We start from the raw sequence: 23,667 nt of genomic DNA, 5'->3' as shown, positions 1-23,667 counted from the left end.
GACCACTCATGAGAAGTGCCCGGCTCCGCCGTACCCGCCGACCCGCCGCCGTCGCCCTCGTCTCCGCCCTCACGCTCACCGCCCTCGCCGCCTGCGGCACGAGCAGCAGCGGCGACAACGGCAACGGCGGAGCCGACACGAGCGGGTCCTCCGACCCCTCCGCGCCCCTCGACCCCAAGACCAAGGTCACGCTCACCATCGACTGCATGCCGCCGGCGGCCAAGGCGGCCGAGCTCAGGGAATGGAAGGCGGACGTCGCCGAGTTCAACAAGACGTACCCCAACGTCACCATCGAGGGCCGCTCCACCCCCGGCCAGTGCCTGGAGCCGCCGCGCTTCACCGCGATGCTCAAGGCCAAGTCGCAGCCGGACGTCTTCTACACCTACTTCACCGACCTGTCGCAGGTCCTCTCCGAGGACGGCGCCGCCGACATCAGCGCCTACGTCACCGACAAGTCCGTGCCGCTCCTCAAGGACATCGACCCCCACGTCCTCGGCTCCCTCAAGCAGGACGGCAAGCTCTACGGCCTGCCCACCAGCAACTACACGATGGGCCTGCTCATCAACCGCAAGCTCTTCAAGGACGCCGGCCTCGACCCCGACAACCCGCCGCGCACCTGGGAGGAGGTCCGGGCCGCCGCCAAGAAGATCGCGGGCCTCGGCGACGGCATCTCCGGCTTCGGCGAGTACAGCGCCGGGAACACCGGCGGCTGGCACTTCACCGCCCAGATGTACAGCCTCGGCGGCGACGTCGTCGACCCGAGCGGCACCAAGGCCGCCTTCAACAACGAGCTGGGCAAGCAGGTCGCGAAGAACCTCCACGCCATGCGCTGGGAGGACGACAGCATGGGCAAGACCCAGCTGCTCAAGTGGGGCGACCTCCAGAAGCAGATCGCCACCGACAAGCTCGGGATGTTCCTCGCCGCCCCCGACGACATCGCGTACATGGTCCAGCAACTCGGCGCGAAGTACGAGAACTTCGGCATGGGCCCGATACCCGGCGGCCGGAACACCCTCGCCGGCGGCAACAACTACATGGTCAAGAAGGGCATCCCGTCCGACAGGATCAAGGCCGCCGTCGCCTGGCTCAACTACAAGAACCTCACCGTCGGCAAGGGCCAGTTCGACTGGGCGCGCTCCAAGGCCGACGGCCTCCCCGTCGGCGTCCCCCAGCCCAACTTCTGGCTGAACGCGTCGAAGACCACGGACGACGCCAACCGCGTCCGGAACGCGACGATGCCCGTCGCCAACTTCAAGTCCTTCATGGACAACCCGGTCGCCGGCAAGGCCGAGCCGCCGAAGGCCCAGGAGGTCTACAAGGTCCTGGACAACGTGATGTCCGGACTCCTCACCAACAAGGACGCCGACGTCGACAAGCTCCTCGCCACCGCGGAGACGCAGGTCAACCAGGTCCTGGCCAACCAGTGACCCGCCCGGGCGGCGGCGGGCCGGCCCGGTCCGCCCCGCCCGCCAGCACCCTCAGCAGCGGCACCAGCACCAAGGAGCGATGATGCCGGCCCTCCGTACGATCCCGAGCAAGGCGGGAGCGGACCCCCTTCCCTCCCCACCCCCCGAGGTGGAGCCCCGCCCGGCCACCGGGCACTTCGCCACGGCCCTGCGGCGCAACCTGACCGCCCACGGCTTCCTCATCGGCGCCGTCCTCTGCTTCGCGGTGTTCTCCTGGTACCCGATGGTCCGCGAGTTCCTGCTCGCCTTCCAGAAGACCGAGAGCGGCCGCACCACCTGGGCCGGCCTCGACAACTTCCGTACCGTCGCGAACGACCCCGCCTTCTGGCAGGCCTGGGGCAACACCGTCCTCTACACGGCCTTCGCGCTCGTCCTCGGCTTCGCCGTCCCCTTCGTCGCGGCCCTCGTCATCAACGAGTTCCGCCACGCCCAGGGCTACCTCCGGCTCCTCGTCTACCTGCCCGTCATGCTGCCCCCGGTCGCCTCGGTCCTCCTCTTCAAGTACCTGTACGACCCCGGCTACGGGCTCCTCAACGAGCTCTTCGCGTTCCTCGGCCTGCCCGCGCAGCAGTGGCTCCAGGACCCCGACATCTCCCTGCTCGCCGTCGTCATCGCCTCCACCTGGATGAACATGGGCGGCGCGACCCTCATCTACCTCGCCGCCCTCCAGTCCATCCCCGGCGAGCTGTACGAGGCCGCCGAACTCGACGGCGCCGGCCTCCTCCGCAAGATCTGGCACGTCACCGTCCCGCAGACCCGGCTCGTCCTCTCGCTGATGCTGCTCATGCAGGTCATCGCCACCATGCAGGTCTTCGTCGAGCCGTTCCTGCTCACCGGCGGCGCCGGACCCGAAGGGTCCACCACCACCGTCGTCCACCTCATCTACCAGTACGCCTTCAGCTTCAACGACTACGGCGCCGCGGCCGCCCTCGGCCTGATGCTGCTCGTGCTCCTGGCCGGGTTCTCGGCCGCGTACGTCAAGCTCAGCCGCGCCGAGGACGAGTAGGACCGGGGAGACACACATGTCCACACGCACGCTCATCGCACCCGCCACGCTCGCCCGGCCCGGCGGCAGGGCCGCCTACCGGATCGTCCTCGGCCTCGTCCTCGTCCTCTTCACGCTGGTGTTCCTCGGCCCCCTCTACTGGCTGGCCTCCAGCGGCTTCAAGGACGCCCAGGAGGTCATCCAGACCCCGCCCACCCTGATCCCCGGCACCTTCACCCCGGAGAACTACACCCGGGCCTGGGAGGTCATGGACCTCTCCACCCTCCTGTTCAACACCCTCTACTACGCCTTCGGCGCCCTCGCCTTCCAGCTCGTCCTGGACGTCGCCGCCGCCTACTCGCTCTCCAAGCTGCGGCCCGTCCTCGGCAAGGCCGTCCTCGGCATGATGCTCGCCACCCTGATGATCCCGGCGACCGTCCTCGTCGTGCCCCAGTACCTCACCGTGCTCGACGTGCCGATCGTGGAGCGCAACCTGCTCAACAGCCCCTGGGTGATCTGGCTGCCGTCCGTCACCAACGCCTTCAACATCTTCCTGCTGAAACGGTTCTTCGACTCCATCCCCAAGGAGCTCCTCGACGCCGCCTCCATCGACGGCGCCGGCCCCCTGAGGATCCTCCGGTCGATCGTCCTGCCGATCTCCCGGCCGATCCTCGGCGTCGTGTCGATCTTCGCGGTCGTCGGCGTCTGGAAGGACTTCCTCTGGCCGATGCTGACGCTCCCCGACCCCGGCAAGCAGACCCTCAACGTGGGCATCTACTCCCTCTCCAACGGGGTCCCCGTCAACATCCTCATCGCCGCCCTCACCATCGCCGCGCTGCCGACGCTCGTCGTCTTCCTGATCTTCCAGCGGAACATCATGAGCGGCCTCACCGCCGGCGGCCTCAAGGGCTGACCCGCCCCACCCCCTCACCTCCACCGCACCCACCCCTGCCCGAAAGGACCCTCACGTGGCAGCCCTCGACCCGTCCCGCACCACCGACTGGTGGCGCGACGCCGTCATCTACCAGGTCTACCCGCGCAGCTTCGCCGACGGCGACGGCGACGGCACCGGGGACCTCGCGGGCGTCCGGGCGAGACTGCCCCACCTCGCCGAACTCGGCGTCGACGCGGTCTGGTTCACCCCCTGGTACGCCTCCCCGATGGTCGACGGCGGCTACGACGTCGCCGACTACCGCGCCATCGACCCCGCCTTCGGCACCCTCGACGAGGCCGAGAAGCTCATCTCCGAAGCGGCCGACCTCGGCCTCCGTGTCATCGTCGACATCGTCCCCAACCACGTCTCCGACCAGCATGCCTGGTTCAGGGCCGCCCTCGCCGCGGGACCCGGCAGCCCCGAACGGGCCCGCTTCCACTTCCGCCCCGGCCGCGGCGAACACGGCGAACTCCCGCCCAACGACTGGCCCTCCCAGTTCTCCGGCGACACCTGGACCCGCGTCCCCGACGGAGAGTGGTACCTGCACCTCTTCACCCCCGAACAGCCCGACCTCAACTGGTCGCACCCCGACGTCCGCCGCGAGCACGAGGACGTCCTCCGCTTCTGGTTCGAGCGCGGAGTCGCCGGTGTCCGCATCGACTCCGCCGCCCTCCTCACCAAGGACCCCGGCCTCCGCGACTTCGTCGAGGGCGTCGACCCCCACCCGTACATCGACCAGGACGAGATCCACGACGTCTACCGGTCCTGGCGCGCGATAGCCGACGCGTACGGCGGTGTCTTCGTCGGCGAGGTCTGGCTCCCCGACGCCGAACGCTTCGCCCGCTACCTCCGCCCCGACGAGCTCCACACCGCCTTCAACTTCAACTTCCTCGCCTGCCCCTGGGAACCCGCGCGGCTCCGCGCCACCATCGACGACACCCTCGCCGAGCACGCCCCCGTCCACGCCCCCGCCACCTGGGTGCTCTGCAACCACGACGTCACCCGCACCGCCACCCGCTACGGGCGCACCGACACCGGCTTCGACTTCGCGGCCAAACGGTTCGGCACCCCCACCGACCTGGAGCTCGGCACCCGGCGCGCCCGCGCCGCCGCCCTCCTCACCCTCGCCCTGCCCGGCTCCGTCTACCTCTACCAGGGCGAGGAGCTGGGCCTGCCCGAGGCCGACATCCCCCGTGACCGCATCCAGGACCCCATGCACTTCCGCTCCGGCGGCACCGACCCCGGCCGCGACGGCTGCAGGGTGCCCCTCCCCTGGGAGGCCGAGTCCTCCTCGTACGGCTTCGGCGCCGGGACGGAGCCGTGGCTGCCGCAGCCCGCCGACTGGGCCCGCTACGCCGTCGACCGGCAGACCGCCGACCCCGGCTCCATGCTCACCCTCTACCGCACGGCCCTCGGGCTACGCCGCACCGTGCCCGGCTTCGGCGACGGACCACTCACCTGGCTCCCCGCCGCGGACGGCGTCCTCGCCCTCGCCCGCGCCCACGGCCTGATCTGCGTGGTCAACCTCTCCGCCGCCCCGGTGGAGCTCCCCGCCCACGGCGAACTCCTCCTCACCAGCGGCCCGCTCGACGCCGGAGGCACCCTCCCGCCGGACACCGCGGCCTGGCTGCGCGCCTGAGCCGCTCCCGTCACCCGGGAGGAGGAGGTCACCAGCCGAAGCGGCGGTCGACCACCGCGGCGAACTCCTCCAGGCTCAGGACACGGTCGCCGTTCTGGTCGGCCGCGTCGAAGAGGGCCGCGGAGTCGTCGACGTCCCCGACCCCCCAGAAGGGGATCACTCCCTGCGCCGCGAGGGTGGGGCCCTTCTCCCGCAGCGCCCGGATGACCTCGGTACGGGTCAGCGTGCCGTCCTGGTCGAGGTCGAGCGCATCGAAGAGGATGCGGGCCTTGTCACTCATCGCGTGTCCTGTCAGATGGGGCCGGCCGAGGCTGCGGCCGGCGCGTCATGTGGGGGAGGACGCGTCGGCCGCCCCCGGGGTTGCCTCGTCGTCCGGCCCGTCGAACATCTCGCGGTTCCGGACGATCTCCCCCTGGTGCTCCCGTACCCACCCCACGACGTGGGCGACCGTACCGCCGAGCGAGCGGCCCAGCGGGGTGAGCGCGTACTCGACGCGAGGGGGCATCTCCGCGTACGCGGTCCGTGTGACCAGTCCGTCCCGGGTGAGGGCGCGCAGGGTCTGGCTCAGCATCCGTTGGGACACCCCGTCGATCCGTTCGTGGAGGGCCGTGAAGCGCAGCGGTCCCTCGGCGAGCGTGGTGACGACCAGGACGGTCCATCTGTCCCCGACGCGGGCGAGCACGTTGCGCACGAGACCGATGGTCGCCGCGCACTCCGGGGAAGGCCCGGCGGACGCGGGACCGGAACGCGGCGAGGACGCCAAGGTGCCGCTCCCTTCCCGTGCGTTGCTGACTTCGAAGTGCGTATCGGCGGGGCCTTGATCGTGGCTGCCGCACCCCCGTTACATACGGATGGTAACCACGGGGCCCCGCCCCGATCCGCCCCACATCGCATGAGGTGAGCATGACCCTTCCTGGATACCCCGCGCCGGAGGCGCGGTACGACACGTTCACGGTCGAGTCCCTGCAGGCCGTGCCGCCGGGTGCGGTGTTCGGGGCGTTCGCCGACGACACGGTCCGGCGCAGGTGGTTCAGGATGCCGGGCCGCCACGCCACGTACCGGCACGACTTCACCGTGGGCGGCGGCGAGGTCGCGTCCAGCGTGTTCCCGGTCCCGGACGCGGAGCCGGAGCGACTCGCCTACGCGTCCACGTACCTCGACATCACCCCGGACGCCCGGATCGTCTTCGCGTACACCTCCCGCGTGAACGACGTGCCCCGATGGTCGTCGCTCGTGACCGTCGAGCTGCACCCGGAGGGCGACGGCACCCGTCTGCGCTGGACCGAGCAGGCCGCGTTCCTGACCCCTTCCGCGGAACCGGCCCACGACCTCCCGCATCTGCGCGGCGCCACCCGCCTGCGGCTGAACGGCCTCCCCGCGGCCCTGGCGGCCACCGCAGGGGAGGCACCCCCGGGCGCCCCTACGGCGTGAGCCAGTCGCGCAGGAGTCTGCTCACGGTGGGCATCGCCACGTACGTCATCAGAACGTTGAAGACGCAGGCGACGACGGCGCTGCTGAGCAGTACGGGCAGGGCGGTGAGGTGCGGGGTGAGGAAGAGGGTGCCGAGCAGTGAGATCGGGTAGATCGCGAGCGTCGCGCTGATCGCCATCTTCCAGCGGGGCGGCGCGGGCCGCGTCGACCCCGGCTTCGCGAACCAGGTCTCCATCCCGGTGAGCCTGCGCCGTGCGATCTCCGTGTGGTGGTGTCCCGTGCAGTCGGCGAACCAGGCGGCCCGCTCGGGGGACTCCTGCCAGGCCCGACAGGCCTCCGCGTTCCGGAAGCGGTGCACGAGGAACCAGGGGGCGTCGCCGCCGGAGGACCGGAAGAGCCCGTACCCGAGGTGGCCGGGGAAGGTGGCCGCGGTGTCGAGGATGCCCTTCGCCCACTGTTCGAAGGCGGCTTCGTGGCCGGGCTCCACCCGGCGGGCTATCAGCAGCGTCACCTCGCCGGTGTCGGCGGGGACGGTGGCGTGCTCAAGGCTGACCGCGGTCACAGGTACTCCTCGTGATCACGTCGCGCCCGCCCCCACTGTACGCGGCCCGTGGGCGCCCGGTGGAGGGTCAGGCGGCGCGGCAGAGCGCGGCCGGGTCCGCCGGGGACGAGGCGCGGGCCACGGTCGCGGGCAGGGGGCGGGTGGTGGGGGCGGTGGCCGCCGCCCGCGAACGGTTCCGTGCGAAGACGACGAGACGCAGCACCGCGAACCGTGCCGCACCGGTGAGCGCGGAGGCCGAGAGGTAGACGACCTGCTCAAGGAGCGCACCGGGGGTCTCCACCAGCCATGACAGCGCGAACACCGCCAGACAGGTCACCGCGTACCCGGCCGCCGCGGATCCGGCCGACTGCGTGTGCTGGCGCCCGGTCGCGCGTCCGCCCGCGCCGAAGGTGAAGCGGGCGTGCAGCTCCGTGGCGAGGAGCGTCGAGACGACGGTGACCAGGGCGTTGGCGAGGGCCCAGGGGATCAGGCCGGCCAGGGCCGTGACGGCGAAGCTGGAGGCGATGCCGACCCCGCCGCCGCAGAGCACGAAGCGGGCGAAGGCGATGGGGGCGCCGGGCGCCGCCCGCTCCGGGTTCCTCGCTGTGTCCATGATCCGTCCGCCCCCGTCGATGCATCGTCCCGTGAAGCCCACCCTGGCCGGTGTGGCCACGCGTGCGCCGCTCGTGGTGCCATCATGGCGCATAAATGGCGTCATTGCGACCCCTTTACGGTGTCACCCCGGCCCGGGCGGGTGTGTCAGGGCTCCGCATGGAGTGCGCCGGTCCTCGTCAAGGTCGCGTCAGGGGCCGCCGGACGGGCCCCGGACCGGGGATAGCTTCGGTGCCACCCCCGGATCGCCTCCCCGCGTCCGGGGGCCGACCCTCCCCCCGCCAAGGAGCACCCCATGTGCCTGTTCCGGTACGACGACGATCCCGAGCCCGAGGAACGGCACCCGGCCGGACCCCTGTACGTCCCGGTCCGGCCGGGCGCACCCGCCGTGACGGTGCGGCTGACCCGGCCGCCCGGCGTCGAGCGGCCGACCGCCGACCCGACCCGTCCCGGGCTCGCGCCGCGCCCGAGCTGACCGGCCGGGCCGCCCGCGGCCCCCGTCAGGGCGATTCGGTGCCGGACCGCCGCGCGGCGCCGGAGCGCCACCCGAGGGTTCGGGATATCAGTGGTCGCACACGGCGGTCGGCGTCGATCGCCCCTGTCCGGAAAGGCGGGAGACCGGTGACCGTCCCACCCATCCCCGAGGGATACCCGCGCGTCACGCCGTACCTCTGCGTCGACGGGGCCGCGGCCGCGATCGACTTCTACGTCGCCGTGCTCGGCGCGACCGAGCGCATGAGGATGCCGGCGCCCGACGGCACCATCGGCCATGCCGAACTGGATCTCGGGAACTCCCTCATCATGCTCGCGGACGAGTTCCCGGACATGAACTTCCGCTCCCCGAAGGCCGTGGGCGGCACGCCCGTCACCCTGCACGTGTACGTCGAGGACGTCGACGCGGTCTTCGCCGATGCCCTCGCCCGCGGCGCCAAGGAGCTGTCGCCGGTGAAGAACGAGTTCTACGGCGACCGCACCGGCCAGTTCGAGGACCCGTTCGGCCACCGCTGGAACGTCTCCACGCACGTCGAGGACGTCTCCCCCGAGGAGATGGAGAAGCGGGCCGCCGAGGCCATGGGATCGAACTAGCCCGCCCCGCCGCAGGCGCCCGCGGCGCCCGCGGCGGTCGGACCGACCGGGAGGTGAACGCAGGGCGGCGCGGTGCTCGTGACCGTGCGGCGGTGAAACCCGGTGGTCCCGGGCCCGGGAGCGCCCCTAGCATCCGCCCATGACCGAAGACATCAGGATCGCGGGCGACGAACAGGACGCGGAGACCGGGAGGGAGCTCGCCTGGCGGGCCGGGCCCGTCGGCCTCGCGGCACTCGACACGGACGACGCCGAACTCGTGCACGGCTGGCGGTCGGACCCCGTCGTCATGCATCAGATGGGCATCTGGCCGCGCTCACTCACCGCCGTGCGCGAGCGCATCGAGCGCGACATCGATGACGACGACCGCGACGACTTCCTCATCCTCCCTCCGGACGGCGTCCCCGTCGGCTACGTCGGACTGACCAACCAGAACATGGTCAACGGCACGGCCGAGGTGGAGCTGATGCTCGACGCGCGCCACCGTGGGCGCGGCCACGCCACCGCCGCCCTCGACGCCGTGGTGGACCTGGCCTTCGGCGAACTCCCGATGTACCGGCTCACGGCGGAGACCCACGCCGACAACGTCCCCGCGCTCGCCGTCCTCGCGAGGTCCGGCTTCACCCGGGAGGGGATCAGCCGGTCCGCGTGCCTCCACCGCGGCCGCCGCCACGACCTCGCCGTGTTCTCGCTGCTCCGCCCCGAGTGGGAGGAGCTGGACCGGCCTCGCGCCTGGGACGCCTGATCGACAAGACACCCCCTAGCTCTCCGCCGGGGCGATGTTCTGGTTGTGGTGGAACACGTTGTCCGGGTCGTACGTCCGCTTCACGTCGGCCAGCCGGTCGTAGTGTCCGCGGTACGTGGCCCGGACCCGGTCCTGCGCCTCGTTCTCGCCGAGGAAGTTGACGTAGGCGCCGCCCATCGACTGCGGGTGCAGGGCCTCCCAGTAGTCCACCGCCCAGGTGCGGATCGCCTCCGCCTCGGACGGTTCGGGGCTGATGCCGCCGATCACGCCGGACCAGACCGCGTCCCGGTAGGCCCAGGCCGTGTCCATCGGGCCCACGCGGTGGGCCGCGGCGTCGACGGGGTACAGGTGCATCGTCGACAGGTCCGTCGGGATGTTCTCCAGGAACCTGCGGTGCACGTCGATCGCGTCCTCCGTGATCCGGTCGAAGAAGTCCCCGCGCCAGTACCACTGGAGGCCCTTCGGGATCAGCTCGTCGAAGAGCGACTGGAGGGCCGGGTACGGGATCGGCGTCGCGAAGTGGAAGGCGGGCGGGGCCGGATCGCCGACGGAGGCGAACGTCCTCGCGAGGCCCTCCTCGTCCGTCGCGCCGGTGGAGCACCACACCACGCCGCACATCTTCCTGCCGTGGATCTCCTCCGGGAAGGGCGGCCCGGGCGCGACCGTCAGCGTGGCGAAGAAGCCGTTCAGGTCCTCCGGGGCCGCCGGCAGGAACTCGCGGTACCAGCGCAGCACCTCCCCGATGTGCTCCGGCTCCCACAGGGTGACGCCGAGGCCGACGGTGTCCACCGGGTGCAGGGCGTACGTGAACGAGGTCACCACGCCGAAGTTTCCGCCGCCGCCGCGCAACGCCCAGAAGAGATCGGGGTGTTCGTCGGCCGAGGCGGTGACGACCGAGCCGTCGGCGAGGACCACGTCCGCCGCGAGGAGGTTGTCGATGGTGAGACCGTACGCGCGGGTCAGGTGCCCGTGTCCGCCGCCGAGGGTCAGTCCGCCGACGCCGGTCGTCGACATGATCCCGGCGGGTGTCGCGAGCCCGAAGCCGTGCGCCTCGTGGTCCAGGTCGCCGAGCTGACTTCCGCCGCCGACGAGGGCCGTCCGCGCCTCGGGGTCCACCCGCACCCAGCGGACGCCGGACAGGTCGATCATCAGCGAGCCGTCGACCAGGCACAGGCCGCCGCCGCTGTGTCCGCCGCCGCGGACCGCGAGGTCCATGCCGCTCTCGCGGGCGAACCGGACCGCGGTGCGGACGTCCGTGGTGTCGGCGCACCGCGCGATGACGGCCGGCCGGCGGTCGATCATCGCGTTGTAGATCGTGCGGGCCTCGTCGTACCCGGCGTCCTCCGGGCCGATCACCTCGCCGCGCAGCGCTTCGCGCAGGGTCTCCACCGCCGTGCCGCCCATGACCACTCCTCCTGGGCACCCCTGCCTGCCGGCCGCGCTACCCCTTCAGTCTCCCCCCGCCGTACGGGCCCCGCGAGCCCGTGACGCGCAACCCTCGGGTTGCTCCTCGTGGCGTGATGTGCAACTCTGGAGTTGCACGATTTCGGGGCCGGCCGATCGTCGGCGAGCCCATCCCACGCGAGAGGATTCCCCCATGAGCGAGGACCGGATCGAACGCGAGATCCAGATCGACGCGCCCCTGGAGCGGGTGTGGACCCTGGTCGCCCAGCCCGGATTCTGGGTGGCCGACGAAGCGACCCTGGCCGGGACCGTGGCACGGGAGGGCGAGACGATGGTGGCGCGGAACCCGCAGTACGGGGACTTCCCCGTGCGGGTCGAGAAGGTCGCGCCGCCCACCTACCTCGCCTACCGCTGGGCCAGCGCCTTCCCCGGCGAGGACCTGACCGACGGCAACAGCACGCTCGTCGAGTTCACCCTCACCCAGGAGGGCCCGGGCACCCGCCTCAAGGTCGTCGAGAGCGGCTTCGCCTCGCTCGCCGGCTCGGAGGATCTGCGGGCCCGGGCGGTGCGCGACAACTCGGGCGGCTGGCCGCAGGTGTTCGACGCGTTCAAGAAGCGCGCCGAGCAGTCGCCCGCGTGACGGAGGAAGCCGTGAGCGACCCCGCCGACCGTGTCTTCGGGGCCCTCGCCGACCCGACCCGGCGCGCCCTGCTCGATCTGATCGCCGAGCAGGGCGAGGCCACCGCGACCTCCCTCGCGGCCCGGGTGCCCGTCTCGCGCCAGGCGATCGTCAAGCACCTCGCCGTGCTCGACGCCGCCGGCCTGGTCACGGCGGCCCGGGTCGGCCGGGAGGTCCGCTACGCGGTCCGCCCGGCCGCTCTGGACGCGACGGCCCGCTGGATGTCGGCGCTCGCCTCCGACTGGGACCGCCGCCTGGCCGCGATCAAGCGGATCGCCGAGGACGGCTGATCCGCCGCGTGCGCGGCCTGGCGGAGGAGCCCGTCACCTGACCCGGAAGGTGGCCATCATGCCCATGGCCGAGTGGTCGAGCATGTGGCAGTGGTACACGTAGTCGCCCCGGAAGCCGTCGAACGTCACGTGCAGCTTCACCGTCTCGCCGGGCATCACCCGGACCGTGTCCTTCAGGCCCGCCTCGGTCGGGCCCGCCGGCAGCCCGCCGCGTTCGAGCACCCGGAACTGGACCAGGTGCAGATGGAAGTTGTGGGCGACGCGCCGGTTGGTGTTGGTGACGTTCCAGATCTCGGACGAGCCGAAGGCCACCGTGGTGTCGACGCGATCGGGGTCGTACAGCTGACCGTTGATGAAACCCCGCGGGTCCGGCCGCCCGTCCTCGTCCATGCTGAGATCGACGCGGCGGGTGACGGCGGGGGCGGCCAGGGCGGAGGCGGGCGGCAGGGCGCGCAGGACCGGGGGGACGCTGCTGGGGTCCTCGGCGGTGCGCACCACGTCGAAGCGGAGGACCTTGCCGACCTGCTCGGGCTTGCCGGGGCCGCTGTTCGTGAGGACCAGCCGGGTGCCGACGGGGTGGCGGGAGAAGTCGAGGACCACGTCGGCCCGTTCGCCGGGCGAGAGCGTGAGGACGGGCACGGCGACGGGGCGTTCGAGCAGCCCGCCGTCCGAGGCTATCTGGGTGAGCGGGGTGCCGTCGGACAGGCTCAGCGCGAAGATCCGCAGGTTGGAGCCGTTGAGCAACCGGAAGCGGTACTTTCGGGCCGCGACCTGGAAGTAGGGGGTGGGCCTGCCGTTGGCGAGGATGGTGGTGCGGTCCCGGTCGGACATCGTGTACGCCAGCTGCCCGTTCTCGTCGAAGCGGGCGTCGCGCAGCGTGATGGGCACGTCGTACCGGCCCTTGGGCAGCGGAAGGCGCTGTTCGAGGCCGTCCGTGAGCAGATACGTGCCGGACAGGCCGCGGTAGACGTGCTCCGCCTCCATGTGGTGGGCGTGGTCATGGAACCAGAGCGAGGCGTGCGGCTGCCGGTTGGTGTACGTGTAGGTGCGCGAGGCGCCGGGGGCGAAGACGTCCATCGGGTTGCCGTCGGAGGCGGACGGGACGCTCGCGCCGTGCAGGTGGACGGCCGCGGGCATGTCGAGGCCGTTGCGGTGCCGGACCAGGACCGGGCGCCCGGAGCGGGCGTGGATGACGGGGCCGGGGAAGTGCCCGCCGTAGGTCAGGACGTCGGTCGCGGTGCCCGGGAGGATCTGGGCGGTGGCCTTGCGGATGGTCAGCTCGTAGTAGTCCACGCCGCCCGTCGAGGTGAGGGGGCGCAGGACGTGCGGGACGGGCATGGCCGTGGTGAACGCGGGCGGCACGGGGGCGGGCGCGCGGCGGGGGCCTGCCGAGGGCAGGGCCTGCGCCGCGTGTGCCTCACCCCCGGCGGGGGAGCCGGGGGCGAGGAGCGGCAGGCCTGCGGCGGCGAGTGCCCCGCCGAGCACGCTGCGACGGCTGATCATCGACTTCCTCCCGGGAGGTGGGCGGCAAGTGACGCCGGACGAGGGGCTTCCGGCGGGCCGGCCGACACCCTGTGATCCAGGTCTAACCGAGAGCGGCGGGAACCGCACACGGCGACGGAGCCCGCGCGGCCCCCGGCGCGCCGTCACGGGGCGGGCCCACCGGCGTGGTTTCCGGCGTGGCGGCTCTTCGGTCCGGCGCCGTGCCAGGTACTCCGTGCGGGGAAGGCGGTGCGCGGGGCGGAGCCGCGGGTGCGGAACGCGAGGCGGATCACGGGCAGCACGCGGACGGTCCGCGTCGCCGCGTGCCACGGCGGACACGGTCAGCCGGTCTTCGCGAGCCCCGCGGCCCGGCCGTCCCCGTCCCGGACGACCGTCAGGACCGCGTCGACGGCGGCGCGGTCGATCGGCCCGAACACGTGCGGGAACAGCGTCCCCTCGGGGACACCGGGCGGCGGGGTGGGCACGGCGGCCTCCCACTCCGTCCTCGCCGTGAGCCGGCCCTCGTCGAGCAGGAGGACCAGGAGCGGCCCGGAGGCCTCGGGGAAGAAGGCGTTGACGACGGCGAGCGTGGTCGCCTCGTCGGGGGAGCAGTGGACGAACCCCTCCTCCGCGAGGGAGGCCGGGGCGTACGGCTCCTCCGGTCGGGCGGACCATTCGGCGGGCATCACGACGTGGTAGATCATGCTCCGGTTATAGCAGCGGCCGACGACGTTCCCCGGGGTCACCAGGAGCGCCCCGCCTCCGTCAGCAGGTCCCGTACGCGGCTCACGTCGGGGTTGTCGGGGCGGCCCGGACGCTGCACGAGGTAGGCGGTGTTGATCGGCGGGTCCTCCGGTTCGTGCAGGAGCACGAGGGCGCCCGAGGCCAGTTCGGCAGAGCAGAGATAGCGCGGCAGGACGCTGAACCCCGCTCCGGCCACGACCGCGGCGAGGACCCCGCGCAGATCGGGGACGGTCAGGGCGGCGGGGCGGGAAAGACGCGACCCGAACACGTGCCGCCAGTAGCGGCGCGCGATCGGCAGGTCCTCGGCGTACGCGACCAGGGGTACGGGGTGCAGCGCGGCCGGCCCCTCCCGGCCGACCCGCTCCCCGACCCGGTCCGCCCACTCGGGAGCGGCGACCAGCACGAACTCCTCGTCGGCGATCGGCACGGCGGTGAGCGCCCGCCCGCGCGGCCGGAAGGTGGCGATGACCAGGTCGTGCCGGCCCGCGCGCAGCTCGTCGAGGAGCGGCTCGGTCAGCCCCTGGCCGACCCGCAGCCGTACCCCCGCGGCGGTCAGCGGGGCGAGCACGGGCAGGACGCGCGTGCAGAGCAGTTCGGCCGGACCCGCCAGATGGACGGGAGCGGCCCGCTCGTGGGGCGCGGCCTCGTGTCCGGCCGCGGCGGCCAGCGCGTCGAGCGGGCCGGCGACCCGGGCCGCCAGATCGTCCGCGACCGGAGTCGGGGCGACACCGCGCGGCAGCCGCTCGAACAGCTCACGGCCCGTCTGCCGCTCCAGCGCGCGGATCTGGGTGGTCACCGTCGGCTGCGACAGCCCGAGCAGCCCGGCCGCGGCGGTGAACGAACCGGAACGGTGGACGGCCAGGAAGGTCCGCAGCAGGTTCAGATCGGTCACCGGCTGCGCCGCACCACCGCCCACACCATCGGAATCCTTATGTCGCATGCGCCCAGCCTAACGAGACTCCTATGGGTGGGCGGCCTCTCCCCGGACGTCCGGGCCCCTGGCCCGAGAAGTCCCCGCCCGCGACCGGTGCAGGCGGGGCTACTCGCTGGTACGGTCCCCTGACCCACCGGTGCTCCACGGGGAGCGGCCGGGGCCAGGGAGGGGCGGAACCATGACGCGGCGAACGGGCGAGGTGCTTCCCGGGGTGCTCCCCGCAGGGCTTGCCGAGGCGATAAGGGGCACCGCCGACGACATCGCGGCGGTCCTGCGGACCCCGTCACCCGGCGGACGGCCGGCGGACACCGGCCTGCTTCCCGTGCCCCGCTCCACCTGGACGGTCGGGGAGGCCGCCGCGCACCTCGCGCAGGCGAACGTCCTCATGGCCGACCTGGCCGCCGGCCACGACCGGCCCTACGGCGACGGCACCCCCGGCAGCCTGGCCGAGGCCAACGAACACGCCCTCGCCGCGTTCGGCGAGCGGGCGCCGGGCCCGCTCGCCGAGATGATCACCGCCCAGGCCGAGGCGTTCCTCGCGGCCGTCGAGGAACGCGACCCGGCCGAGCTCCTCTCCACGCCGCTCGGCCGCATGACCCCGGCCGTCCTCGGCTCGTACCTTCTGACGCACATGCTCGGCCACGGCTACGACCTCGCCCTCGCCCTGAACCGCCCCCACATGCTCGACGCCCGCCGGGTCGATCTCACCCTGCCGTTCATGGTCGAGGCGATGCCCCGGGTCGCCGACCCGGCCGCCGTCGCCGGACTGACCGCGAGCTTCGCCGTACGGCTCCGGGGCGGCGGCCCGGGCTTCGGCGTCACCGTCACGGACGGCACGGTCCGGACCGACCACGAGCCGCCCGCCCGCCCCGACTGCACGATCCTCACGGAGCCGGTCGCCTTCCTCCTCCTGGGCCTCGGGCGGATCGACCCCTGGCCGGTGATCGCGCGGGGCAGGGCGCTCGGCTGGGGCCGCAAGCCCTGGCTGGCCCCGCGCTTCCCCCGTCTCTTCCGCGCACCCTAGGGGGTGTCTTGCCGATCAGGCCGGGCTCGCGGCGTCTGGCACCGCGCCTCGCCGCGTTGTCGTCGGTCGACAACGCTCCGCGTTGCCTCCCTCCTCCGCCTTGCGATGCACGGCACCAGACGCCGCTCCCTGATCCGGCCTGATCGACAAGACACCCCCTGGGGTGTCCCGTCCCCGCGCGTTCCCGGCCCCGCCGATGGATCCTGGAGGTATCGGAAGGGGTCGCGCCTCGGTTCCGCGTGGCCCGGCGATGCGAGGAGGCGGACCATGACCCGCACGCTGGAATGGAAGGTCGGCCTGGAACTGACCGAGGAGAGCGGCAGGACGAAGGCCGAGGCGCGGCTCAGCACCGGCACGTCGACCCTCACGGGCCACGGCTCCGCGCGGTGCAACCCGGCGGACGTGGACGTGCCGGCGATCGGCGACGAACTCGCCGCGAGCCGGGCGATGAAGGACCTGGCGGGCAAGCTCATGCGCGAGGCCAACCGGGAGATGGAGGCGGTGGGCGCGGGGACCGTACCCCAGCACACCGGCCCCGGGTACGGCTGGCCGGAGGCGGTGTCCTGACGGAACCGCCACCCGCTCCGGGAGCCCGACGGGCCGGTGACGCCCCGCCGGGCTCCCCGGGGAGACGCGCGCCCGAACCGCCCTCGCCTTCCTGAGACGCGCGGGACGCGCCCTCGCCCTCCGAAGCCGGCCCCGTCCTCCTACGACCCGCCCCCGTCCTCCTCCGACGTCTTCCGGCCCCCGTCCTCCTGCGGCCCGCCCCCGTCCTCCCCCGACGTCTTCCGGCCCCCGTCCTCCTGCGGCCCGCCCCCGTCCTCCCCCGACGTCATCCGGTCCACGACCTCCACCACCCCGTCCACCGTCTCGCACAGCCGGACCAGGATCGGGCCGAGGCCCGGGCGCTCCAGGGTGCCGCTCAGCGTCACCCGGCCCTCGTCGACGTCGATGTGCACGGCCGAGGGTGACAGGCGCAGGATCCGGACGATGACGTCCTCGCGGATCTCCTCCTGGATCGAGCGGTCCCGCCGCAGGAACAGCTGGAGCAGATCGCTGCGGCTGAGCACCCCGATCAGCCGGCCCTCCGCGTCCACGACCGGGAGCCGCTTCACCCGGTGCCGTTCCATCAGGCGGGCCGCCTCGACGGCCGTCCAGGAGGGCCGGGCCGTCACGGCCGGGCTCGACATCATGGCCTCCGCCGAGCTCGGCCCGTCCTTCGCCGTGTGCCTCCGCAGCAGGTCCGCCTCGGAGACGACGCCCACCGGCCGGTTCTCCTCGTCGACCACGGGGACCGCGGTGATGCCGTACTCGTCGAGGAGCCGCGCGATCTCCTTGAACGACGTCCCGCGCTGCACCGCGACGGCGGTGGGGGTCATCAGGTCCGCGACACTGCGGTGCCTCATCGTCCGATCCGTCCCTTCTGCGTTCCTGTGTCCATGATCCCGCACCGGGCGGGAGGGGAGACGCGGAGGGGTGGGCTCCAGGGTCTTGTGGGCTCGACACGACCATGGTTACCTCCGGTAAGTCGTCGTCGTGCCAAGGAAGAAGGACCCCCATGCCCTCTCCCCGAACGTCCCGGACCAGCCGCTTCCTCGGCGCCCTCACGGCCGCCCTGGCGCTCGTCACCGCGACGGGCGGCACCGGAGCCGCCGCCCCCGCCGGACTCCGGGAGGTGATGTTCGTCGGCAACAACTGGGACGGCACCGCCGACGTCATCTCCTCCCGCGGCGACCTCCACCGGATCGGCCGGGTGAACGTGATCCCCGACAAGGAGGAACGCCTCCGCGAGATCTATCTGAACCCCCTCAAGCTGGCCTTCTTCCTCGGCGTGCGCACCGGTCCGGGCGAGGGGCACGACCAGTTCGTCGACGACATGTACGCGACGCCCGACGGCTCCGCCATGGTCGTCTCCCGGCCCAGCTTCGCCGACGTCGTCTCCCTCGACCTGCGGACGGGACGGATCAACTGGCGCTTCCCGGTGGCCGGATACCGCGCCGACCACATGGCCGTCTCGCCCGACGGCACCCGTGTCGCGGTCTCCGCCTCCACCGCGAACACCGTGCACGTCCTCGACATCGCCACAGGACGGCAGGTCGGCTCCTTCACGACCGGCGACAAGCCCCACGAGAACGTCTTCACCTCCGACGGCCTGCTCTGGAACATGTCCATCGGCGAGGTCACCACCGCCCTCGACGCCCCCTGGCTCGACTGGACCAAGGGCGACCGCAGGATCACCGTCGTCGACGCCCGCACCTTCGAGACCGTCCGCGTCATCGACATGCGGTCCCGCCTCGACGCCTTCGGCCGCGGTGACCTCTCCGACGCCGTCCGTCCGCTCGTCTTCACCCCGGACGAGAAGAAGATCTACTTCCAGGTCTCCTTCTTCAACGGCTTCCTGGAGTACGACATCGAGTCCGACCGGATCACCCGCCTCAAGAACCTCCCCGGCAACCCGGCGACCGACCCCGACCGCACCACGTGGGTCAACGACTCGCGCCACCACGGTCTCTCGATCAGCCCGGACGGCTCCAAGCTGTGCGTCGCCGGGACGATGGACGACTACGCCACCGTCGTCGACCGCGACACCCTCCAGCAGGGCCCGCTCGTCCAGGCCTCCAAGCCGTACTGGGCGACCGTGAGCGGCGACGGCCGGTCGTGCGTCGTCTCCGAGAGCGGCGCCGACCGGGTCACTGCGATCGACTTCGCCACCGGCCTGCGGGTGGCCTCCGTCGATGTCGGCGACCACCCCCAGCGCGTACGGCTCGCCCGCGTCCCCGCCGACTGGACCGGCCCGACGGCCGGCTGACACCCCCGGACGCCGAGAGGGGCTGCCGGATCCGGTACGGATCCGGCAGCCCCTCTCCCGTGGTGATCAGGACCTGTTGACGGCCACCTCGTAGAGCGAGTAGCCCCAGTCCGTGGCCCGCTTCACGCCGTGGACGCGCACGTAGCGGGCCGACTGCGAGTCGAACGTCGCCGTGTCGTAGCCGCCGTCACCCGCGTCCGTGGACCACACGTCCCGCCAGGTCGTGCCGTCCTCCGACAGCTCGATCCGGTACGCGCGCGCGTAGGCCCGCTCCCAGTCGAGCGTGACCCTGCCGACCCGGCGCACCGAGCCCAGGTCCACCTGGAGCCACTGGTCGTCCGACCACTCGCTGGCCCAGCGGGTCCCCGTGTCGCCGTCGACGGTGAGACCCGGCGAGAAGTTCACGAAGGGGTTCCACCACTGGGTGGTGGAGGCCGACGCCGGCCGCCCGGCCGCCAGGTTCACGCCCGGCTCGTGGTTCTCCGTCTTCTTCCAGGTCGTCAGGTACGACTCCGCTCCGTGCGACAGCTCGTCGACGACGCTCTGGCCGCCGGGGGTGAGCCGGATCTGCTCGACCCAGTCCGGCACCAGACCGTTGTGCGCGGCGCCGTCCGTGTTGAGGTCCCAGGTGCGCTCACCGGTGACCTGGCGGTCGATGACCGAACCGCCGTCGAAGCTGCGGAACGGGTACTTCACGGCGTTCGGCGCGTCGGCCCCGACCGGACCCGGCCAGCCGCCGACGCCGTTCATGTCCGTGCCGTAGCCGAACCCGACGCCGTACTTCTTCCGCAGCTCCGCCTTCTGCGCGGCCTCACCCACGAAACCCTGGGCGCCGTGCATGTACGAGGCGGCGAAACCGCCGAGACGGTAGAGCCGCTCGGTCCAGTCCAGGTCCATCCAGCTGTGGCTGGACAGGACGCCGGGGTACTCCTCGGCCTCCAGCATGTCGAGCGCACGCCCGGCGGCCTTCACGCTCATGTGGTCGAGCTCCAGCATCATGCCGCGCTGGATCATGCCCTTCAGGGCGTACTCCCCGAGCCGCGTGAGACCGCGGGTGTTGCACTTGGCGTCGGAGGCGTACGAGGGGACGCTCACCCCGGCCGGCAGCTTCTCCGCCATCGCGGCCGGCGCGGCGGCGAGCCCGATCGGGTTGTCGTGCTGCGGGCCCGCGCACTTCTCGGTGGACCAGAAGGTGCCCGTCGAGAGGAACTGGCCGATGTTGACCGCCACGCCCGTCGTCCCGCTGTCGAAGCGGACGCCGCAGAGCGCGTTGTCGAACTTGTGGCACAGGAACATGCTGCGCACACCGAGCGCGTACAGCTCGTCGAGGCCCTTGTCGATGTCCGCCTGGCTGCACTGGGCGACGTCGAGGATCTGCTTGCAGCCGAAGGGCTCCGAGGTCTCCACGCCGAGGACGACGGCGAGCTTGCCCTGCTGGATCACCGAGCGGGCCTGGTCGGCGCTGGTGACGATCCGGAACCAGCCCTTGCCGGGGCCGCCGTACATCCCGTCGACGTAGTCCTGCAGCTCGTACGTCTTGCGGGCCTCCAGACGGATCGCGGTCATCTCGTCGCAGCTGCGGTCACGGGGCAGCAGCGAGCAGATGAGACCGTTGGTCACCAGGTCGTTGACGAGGACCCGCTGGCCGCCGCGCCAGGCGCGCTCGACCCAGGCGTAGTAGTTCTGCTGGTGGCTGAGGGAGTTGTTGGCGGGCCAGTCCTTGAACGTGGGCCAGCCGACCGGGTCGTGCTTTCCGTTGTCACCGCCCGTGAGGTGCTCGAAGAGCGCCCCCGAGCCGTCCGGGTAGTGCTCGGGGCAGTCCTTGAGGGCGTCGGCGACACCCGCCTGCGAGAACGTCGCCCCGCAGATCATCCGGCCGCCGAAGCCCTCGTTGGACATGAGGTGGTTGTGCGCGTCCACGAACCCGCGCACCTTGCCCTGCGCGTCCGTTCCCGTGAACGGCGCACCCGTGACGTTGATCTGTGAGTCGGGAGCCGGACGGGACGTGGCTTCCCACCACGTACCGCCGGCGGCGGCGGGGACCGGCGCGGAGCCGAACAGCACCGCGGCCAGGGCCAGGAACAGCGCGAGGAGGGCGGATCTTCCGCCGCGTCCGCGCGGGATGGGTCGAGTCATGGTGGGCGATGCCTCCGGGCGGTGGGGGTGTACCGGCGCCCCGAGGATCGCGTTACCGGGGGTACGAGTCAAGAGTCCGGGTCAAATGACCTGATGAAGAACCGAAGAGCCCGATGACCGGTCAACCCGCGATCAGGGCCACGAATTGATCGGCCGTCAGATCGAGGTGCTCGGCGGCCGCCTTCGGGTCACGGAGGACGAGGTACTGCAGGGTCAGCCCGTCGATGGCCGCCGCCAGATACCGCGCGAGCACCTCCACCGGCACGCGCGGCTCCCGGCCCTGCCCCCCGACCTGCTCGATCAGCGCCGCCGCCGACGCCACGTACTGCTCGTACTGGGCGCGCGCCAGATGCTCGAACCCCGGCTCCCGCAGGGCGTACTGGGTGAGGTCGTACGTCAGCATGTGCTCGCCCGGGTGGGCGGTGACATGGTCCCAGTACGTCTGCAGAGCACGCCGGACGGTTTCGCGCAGCGTCGCCCCCGGCTCGACCGCGTTCCTCACGCGCGCCACGTAGTTGCCGGTGATCGACTCGATCGCGGCTTCGAGCAGCGCCTGCTTGGAGTCGAAGCAGTAGTGGAAGACGCTGAGCGAGACACCCGCCTCGGCGCAGATCGACCGGGTGGTGGTCCGGGCGACCCCGTCCCTGGTCATCGCCCTGATCGCCGCCTCGACCAGCTGCCTGCGTCGTTCGGCCGACGGCATCCGCGCCATGGTTCCTCCTCGCGTCCGGCGCACAGGGTAACCGCAGCCTCTGTGCACCGCGCGGGCCGTGATCGGCTCGGAACACCGGCCGGCGAGCCGCTGGGGGCGGCCCGGAAGCCGCCGCCGCCACCGGCCCCGGAGCCGTCAGGCCGCCGCCGCGTCCCGCGTCGCCGCCGCCAGGTCCGCCCGCAGGGCGGCGAAGGCCGGATCGCCGCGCAGCGAGGCGACGTCCGTGGCCGGGTCGCGGGGGAGGGGCACCGGCACCTCGGCGACCACCCGGCCGGGCCCGGCCGCCATCACCAGGACCCGCGAGCCGAGGAGGACGGCCTCCTCGGCCGAGTGCGTGACGAACAGGACCGTCGTGCCGGTCGCCGCCGCCAGCGTGCGCACCTCCTCCTGGAGACGCTCCCGGGTCAGCGCGTCCAGCGCGGCGAACGGTTCGTCCATCAGCAGGATCTGGGGCTCCGCCGCCAGCGCCCGCGCGATCGCGACCCGCTGCTGCTGCCCGCCCGAGAGCTCCCAGGTCCGCCGCCCCGCCATGCCCGGAAGGCCGACCAGGGACAGCAACTCCTCGATCCGGGCCGCCCGCCCGGCGCGGGCCACACCGTGCCGGGCCAGGGCGAAGGCGAGGTTCCCGCCCACCGTGCGCCAGGGGAAGAGACGCGGCCGCTGGAAGACCACGCCGACCTTCCTGCGTACCTCCACCGCCCCGGTCGCGGGCCCCTCGAATCCGGCCACCAGCCGGAGCAGCGTCGTCTTGCCGCATCCCGAGGGGCCCACGAGCACCACGAACTCGCCGGGCTCCACGGACAGGGACACACCGTCGACCGCGACGACGGGCGCCTTGGCGGAGCCGTACCGGACACCCACGTCCACGAGCGCGATGTCGGCGACCCCCGCCGAGGACGTGCCCAGGGCGCCCGTCCCGGGCACGGCGGCGCGCGTCGCCGACTCCGCGGCGCCCGTCCCGGACTCAGCGGGCGACACGGGCGAGCTCCTTCACCGCGAGGGCCTTCGCGAAGTCCGCCTGTTCGGGGACGGCGTCGATCGCCTTCTGCCCCTTGAGGAAGACGGCGGCGTCGTGCAGGTTCGCGGCGAGCGCGCCCGGTGCCCCCGGCGTGCCGAGGTACTGCGCCCCCTGCTGCTCCTTCGCGGTGAGCAGCACCAGCTCGGCGAGCTGCTTGCGGGCCTCGTCGGGCGCGAGGTTCAGCTCGGCGCCGATGGCGCCGGCCGCCTTCGCGGGATCGTTCTCGGCCAGCTTCACGGCCTGGTCCTCCGCCTTCAGCCAGGCGTCGACGATCTCCGGGTGCTTCGCCGCGAACGCGTCGGTGACCACCCCCAGGTCGGCGGTCGGCTTGCCCCGCTCGGCGATCGCACGGCTGGTGACCAGCACCTTCCCGTCCTTCTTCAGCTCGGTCAGGCTCGGCGTCCACACGTACGCGGCGTCGATGTCGCCCCGCTGCCAGGCGGCGAGCGCGTCCTGTGGCTGGAGGTCGACGAGCGTCACGTCGGAGGCCTTCAGGCCGGCCGACTCCAGCGCCACGAGCAGGGAGTAGTGAGAGGTGGACCCGAAGGGGGTGGCGATCTTGCGGCCCTTGAGGGCGGCGACGGAGGCGATGTCCCTCCTGGCGACGAGCGCCTCGTTGTCACCGATCAGATCGTGGATCCACAGCACCCTGTACGGGATGTCCAGCGGCGCCGACAGACCCTTGGTGACCGGGCTCGAACCGAGGAGCCCGAGGTCCACGGCCCCGGCGATGACCGCGGTGTTGACGTCGCCGCCCGAGTCGAACTTCACCCAGGACACGTCGGCGTCCGGCAGGGCCTTCTCCAGGAGCTTCTGGTTCTTCACCACCAGATCGGCGTTGGGGATCGCCTGGTAGGCGATGCGCACCCGGACCTTGCCGCCCTTGTCTCCGCCGGAGTCGCCGCCCGTGCCGCAGGCGGTGGTGGACAGGGCGAGCAGCAGGGCGGTGGCGGAGGCGGTGAGGACGGCGCCGCGACGGGACGAGGGCATGACGGTTCC

The 23,667-nt window shown here is 72.4% G+C and carries 26 protein-coding genes; 13 read left to right on the top strand and 13 right to left on the bottom strand.

All coding sequences use genetic code 11. The annotated features are described in order from the left end of the window. The first annotated feature begins 8 nt into the window (after nt 1–8). The 4 genes from ACN9MM_RS04830 to ACN9MM_RS04815 all read left to right on the top strand — a co-directional run bounded on the left by ACN9MM_RS04830 (nt 9) and on the right by ACN9MM_RS04815 (nt 5,024). Nucleotides 9–1,427, top strand: coding sequence for an ABC transporter substrate-binding protein (locus ACN9MM_RS04830; RefSeq protein WP_426362455.1), 1,419 nt, complete (start codon nt 9–11; stop codon nt 1,425–1,427). 82 nt (nt 1,428–1,509) lie between these two features. After that, nucleotides 1,510–2,472 (top strand): carbohydrate ABC transporter permease, encoded by a 963-nt coding sequence (locus tag ACN9MM_RS04825; RefSeq protein WP_426362454.1) that lies wholly within the window; start codon nt 1,510–1,512, stop codon nt 2,470–2,472. 16 nt (nt 2,473–2,488) lie between these two features. After that, on the top strand, nt 2,489–3,364 hold the full coding sequence (locus ACN9MM_RS04820) for a carbohydrate ABC transporter permease (protein WP_426362453.1): 876 nt from the start codon (nt 2,489–2,491) through the stop codon (nt 3,362–3,364). Nucleotides 3,365–3,419: 55 nt separating this feature from the next. Next, on the top strand, nt 3,420–5,024 hold the full coding sequence (locus tag ACN9MM_RS04815; RefSeq protein ID WP_426362452.1) for a glycoside hydrolase family 13 protein: 1,605 nt from the start codon (nt 3,420–3,422) through the stop codon (nt 5,022–5,024). A 28-nt stretch (nt 5,025–5,052) separates the two neighbouring features. Here the strand turns inward: ACN9MM_RS04815 and ACN9MM_RS04810 are convergent, their stop codons facing one another. Together ACN9MM_RS04810 and ACN9MM_RS04805 are read right to left on the bottom strand one after the other, a co-directional pair. Further along, nucleotides 5,053–5,304: an EF-hand domain-containing protein gene (locus tag ACN9MM_RS04810; RefSeq protein WP_382858488.1), complete on the bottom strand. Its 252-nt coding sequence runs from the start codon at nt 5,302–5,304 to the stop codon at nt 5,053–5,055. 45 nt (nt 5,305–5,349) lie between these two features. Further along, nucleotides 5,350–5,715 carry a winged helix-turn-helix transcriptional regulator gene (locus tag ACN9MM_RS04805; protein ID WP_426362451.1) on the bottom strand — a complete coding sequence of 122 codons (366 nt, stop codon included), beginning with the start codon at nt 5,713–5,715 and terminating at the stop codon, nt 5,350–5,352. A 212-nt stretch (nt 5,716–5,927) separates the two neighbouring features. Here ACN9MM_RS04805 and ACN9MM_RS04800 point away from each other — a divergent pair, with 212 nt between their 5' ends. Then, nucleotides 5,928–6,455: an SRPBCC domain-containing protein gene (locus tag ACN9MM_RS04800; RefSeq protein WP_426362450.1), complete on the top strand. Its 528-nt coding sequence runs from the start codon at nt 5,928–5,930 to the stop codon at nt 6,453–6,455. Here the strand turns inward: ACN9MM_RS04800 and ACN9MM_RS04795 are convergent. Together ACN9MM_RS04795 and ACN9MM_RS04790 are read right to left on the bottom strand one after the other, a co-directional pair. After that, nucleotides 6,445–7,017, bottom strand: coding sequence for an antibiotic biosynthesis monooxygenase (locus tag ACN9MM_RS04795; RefSeq protein ID WP_426362449.1), 573 nt, complete (start codon nt 7,015–7,017; stop codon nt 6,445–6,447). The two genes, ACN9MM_RS04800 and ACN9MM_RS04795, sit on opposite strands and share 11 nt — an antisense overlap. A gap of 67 nt (nt 7,018–7,084) precedes the next feature. Continuing rightward, nucleotides 7,085–7,609 (bottom strand): hypothetical protein, encoded by a 525-nt coding sequence (locus ACN9MM_RS04790; protein WP_426362448.1) that lies wholly within the window; start codon nt 7,607–7,609, stop codon nt 7,085–7,087. A gap of 294 nt (nt 7,610–7,903) precedes the next feature. On the opposite strand from ACN9MM_RS04790, the gene ACN9MM_RS04785 reads away from it, so the two are divergent. The 3 genes from ACN9MM_RS04785 (at nt 7,904) to ACN9MM_RS04775 (ending at nt 9,436) form a co-directional block, all read left to right on the top strand. Then, the gene (locus tag ACN9MM_RS04785) at nt 7,904–8,083 is read left to right on the top strand and encodes a hypothetical protein (protein ID WP_426362447.1); all 180 of its coding nucleotides are present in this window, start codon (nt 7,904–7,906) and stop codon (nt 8,081–8,083) included. 146 nt (nt 8,084–8,229) lie between these two features. Then, nucleotides 8,230–8,694, top strand: a complete 465-nt coding sequence (locus ACN9MM_RS04780; protein ID WP_382858500.1) for a VOC family protein — start codon at nt 8,230–8,232, stop codon at nt 8,692–8,694. A gap of 139 nt (nt 8,695–8,833) precedes the next feature. After that, entirely contained in the window at nt 8,834–9,436 is a 603-nt protein-coding gene (locus ACN9MM_RS04775; RefSeq protein ID WP_426362446.1) for a GNAT family N-acetyltransferase, read from the top strand. A 15-nt stretch (nt 9,437–9,451) separates the two neighbouring features. Here the strand turns inward: ACN9MM_RS04775 and ACN9MM_RS04770 are convergent, their stop codons facing one another. After that, on the bottom strand, nt 9,452–10,840 hold the full coding sequence (locus tag ACN9MM_RS04770) for an FAD-binding oxidoreductase (RefSeq protein WP_426362445.1): 1,389 nt from the start codon (nt 10,838–10,840) through the stop codon (nt 9,452–9,454). Between the two features lie 193 nt (nt 10,841–11,033). Between ACN9MM_RS04770 and ACN9MM_RS04765 the strand changes: the two genes are divergently transcribed. Further along, entirely contained in the window at nt 11,034–11,480 is a 447-nt protein-coding gene (locus tag ACN9MM_RS04765; protein ID WP_426362444.1) for an SRPBCC domain-containing protein, read from the top strand. An 11-nt stretch (nt 11,481–11,491) separates the two neighbouring features. Then, nucleotides 11,492–11,809 carry an ArsR/SmtB family transcription factor gene (locus ACN9MM_RS04760; protein WP_426362443.1) on the top strand — a complete coding sequence of 106 codons (318 nt, stop codon included), beginning with the start codon at nt 11,492–11,494 and terminating at the stop codon, nt 11,807–11,809. Between the two features lie 33 nt (nt 11,810–11,842). On the opposite strand, the gene ACN9MM_RS04755 is transcribed toward ACN9MM_RS04760, so the two are convergent. The 3 genes from ACN9MM_RS04755 to ACN9MM_RS04745 form a co-directional block, all read right to left on the bottom strand. Next, complete coding sequence (locus tag ACN9MM_RS04755) at nt 11,843–13,312, bottom strand: multicopper oxidase family protein (protein ID WP_426362442.1); 1,470 nt, start codon at nt 13,310–13,312, stop codon at nt 11,843–11,845. A 320-nt stretch (nt 13,313–13,632) separates the two neighbouring features. Next, nucleotides 13,633–13,995 carry a DUF952 domain-containing protein gene (locus ACN9MM_RS04750; RefSeq protein WP_426362441.1) on the bottom strand — a complete coding sequence of 121 codons (363 nt, stop codon included), beginning with the start codon at nt 13,993–13,995 and terminating at the stop codon, nt 13,633–13,635. A 38-nt stretch (nt 13,996–14,033) separates the two neighbouring features. Further along, nucleotides 14,034–14,975 carry a LysR family transcriptional regulator gene (locus ACN9MM_RS04745; protein WP_426362440.1) on the bottom strand — a complete coding sequence of 314 codons (942 nt, stop codon included), beginning with the start codon at nt 14,973–14,975 and terminating at the stop codon, nt 14,034–14,036. A gap of 172 nt (nt 14,976–15,147) precedes the next feature. Between ACN9MM_RS04745 and ACN9MM_RS04740 the strand changes: the two genes are divergently transcribed. Further along, nucleotides 15,148–15,993: a maleylpyruvate isomerase family mycothiol-dependent enzyme gene (locus ACN9MM_RS04740; protein ID WP_426362439.1), complete on the top strand. Its 846-nt coding sequence runs from the start codon at nt 15,148–15,150 to the stop codon at nt 15,991–15,993. A 267-nt stretch (nt 15,994–16,260) separates the two neighbouring features. After that, nucleotides 16,261–16,560, top strand: a complete 300-nt coding sequence (locus tag ACN9MM_RS04735) for a DUF1876 domain-containing protein (protein WP_382858537.1) — start codon at nt 16,261–16,263, stop codon at nt 16,558–16,560. A 140-nt stretch (nt 16,561–16,700) separates the two neighbouring features. Here the strand turns inward: ACN9MM_RS04735 and ACN9MM_RS04730 are convergent, their stop codons facing one another. Next, the gene (locus tag ACN9MM_RS04730; protein WP_426362438.1) at nt 16,701–17,399 is read right to left on the bottom strand and encodes a CBS domain-containing protein; all 699 of its coding nucleotides are present in this window, start codon (nt 17,397–17,399) and stop codon (nt 16,701–16,703) included. Between the two features lie 152 nt (nt 17,400–17,551). On the opposite strand from ACN9MM_RS04730, the gene ACN9MM_RS04725 reads away from it, so the two are divergent. After that, nucleotides 17,552–18,802 carry a YncE family protein gene (locus ACN9MM_RS04725; protein WP_426362437.1) on the top strand — a complete coding sequence of 417 codons (1,251 nt, stop codon included), beginning with the start codon at nt 17,552–17,554 and terminating at the stop codon, nt 18,800–18,802. A gap of 66 nt (nt 18,803–18,868) precedes the next feature. On the opposite strand, the gene ACN9MM_RS04720 is transcribed toward ACN9MM_RS04725, so the two are convergent. From ACN9MM_RS04720 to ACN9MM_RS04705, 4 genes are all read right to left on the bottom strand, one after another. Continuing rightward, nucleotides 18,869–20,938, bottom strand: a complete 2,070-nt coding sequence (locus ACN9MM_RS04720) for a discoidin domain-containing protein (RefSeq protein WP_426362436.1) — start codon at nt 20,936–20,938, stop codon at nt 18,869–18,871. A gap of 121 nt (nt 20,939–21,059) precedes the next feature. Further along, the gene (locus ACN9MM_RS04715; protein ID WP_426362435.1) at nt 21,060–21,650 is read right to left on the bottom strand and encodes a TetR/AcrR family transcriptional regulator; all 591 of its coding nucleotides are present in this window, start codon (nt 21,648–21,650) and stop codon (nt 21,060–21,062) included. 135 nt (nt 21,651–21,785) lie between these two features. Further along, complete coding sequence (locus ACN9MM_RS04710; protein ID WP_426368673.1) at nt 21,786–22,574, bottom strand: ABC transporter ATP-binding protein; 789 nt, start codon at nt 22,572–22,574, stop codon at nt 21,786–21,788. A gap of 40 nt (nt 22,575–22,614) precedes the next feature. After that, nucleotides 22,615–23,658, bottom strand: a complete 1,044-nt coding sequence (locus tag ACN9MM_RS04705; protein ID WP_426362434.1) for a glycine betaine ABC transporter substrate-binding protein — start codon at nt 23,656–23,658, stop codon at nt 22,615–22,617. Between the last annotated feature and the right edge of the window lie 9 nt (nt 23,659–23,667).

Origin of the sequence: Streptomyces sp. E-08 (assembly GCF_049913095.1) — a bacterium.
GTDB lineage: Bacteria > Actinomycetota > Actinomycetes > Streptomycetales > Streptomycetaceae > Streptomyces.
Note: the sequence above shows the minus strand (reverse complement) of the source record. Positions and strands in the feature narration are given on the sequence as shown.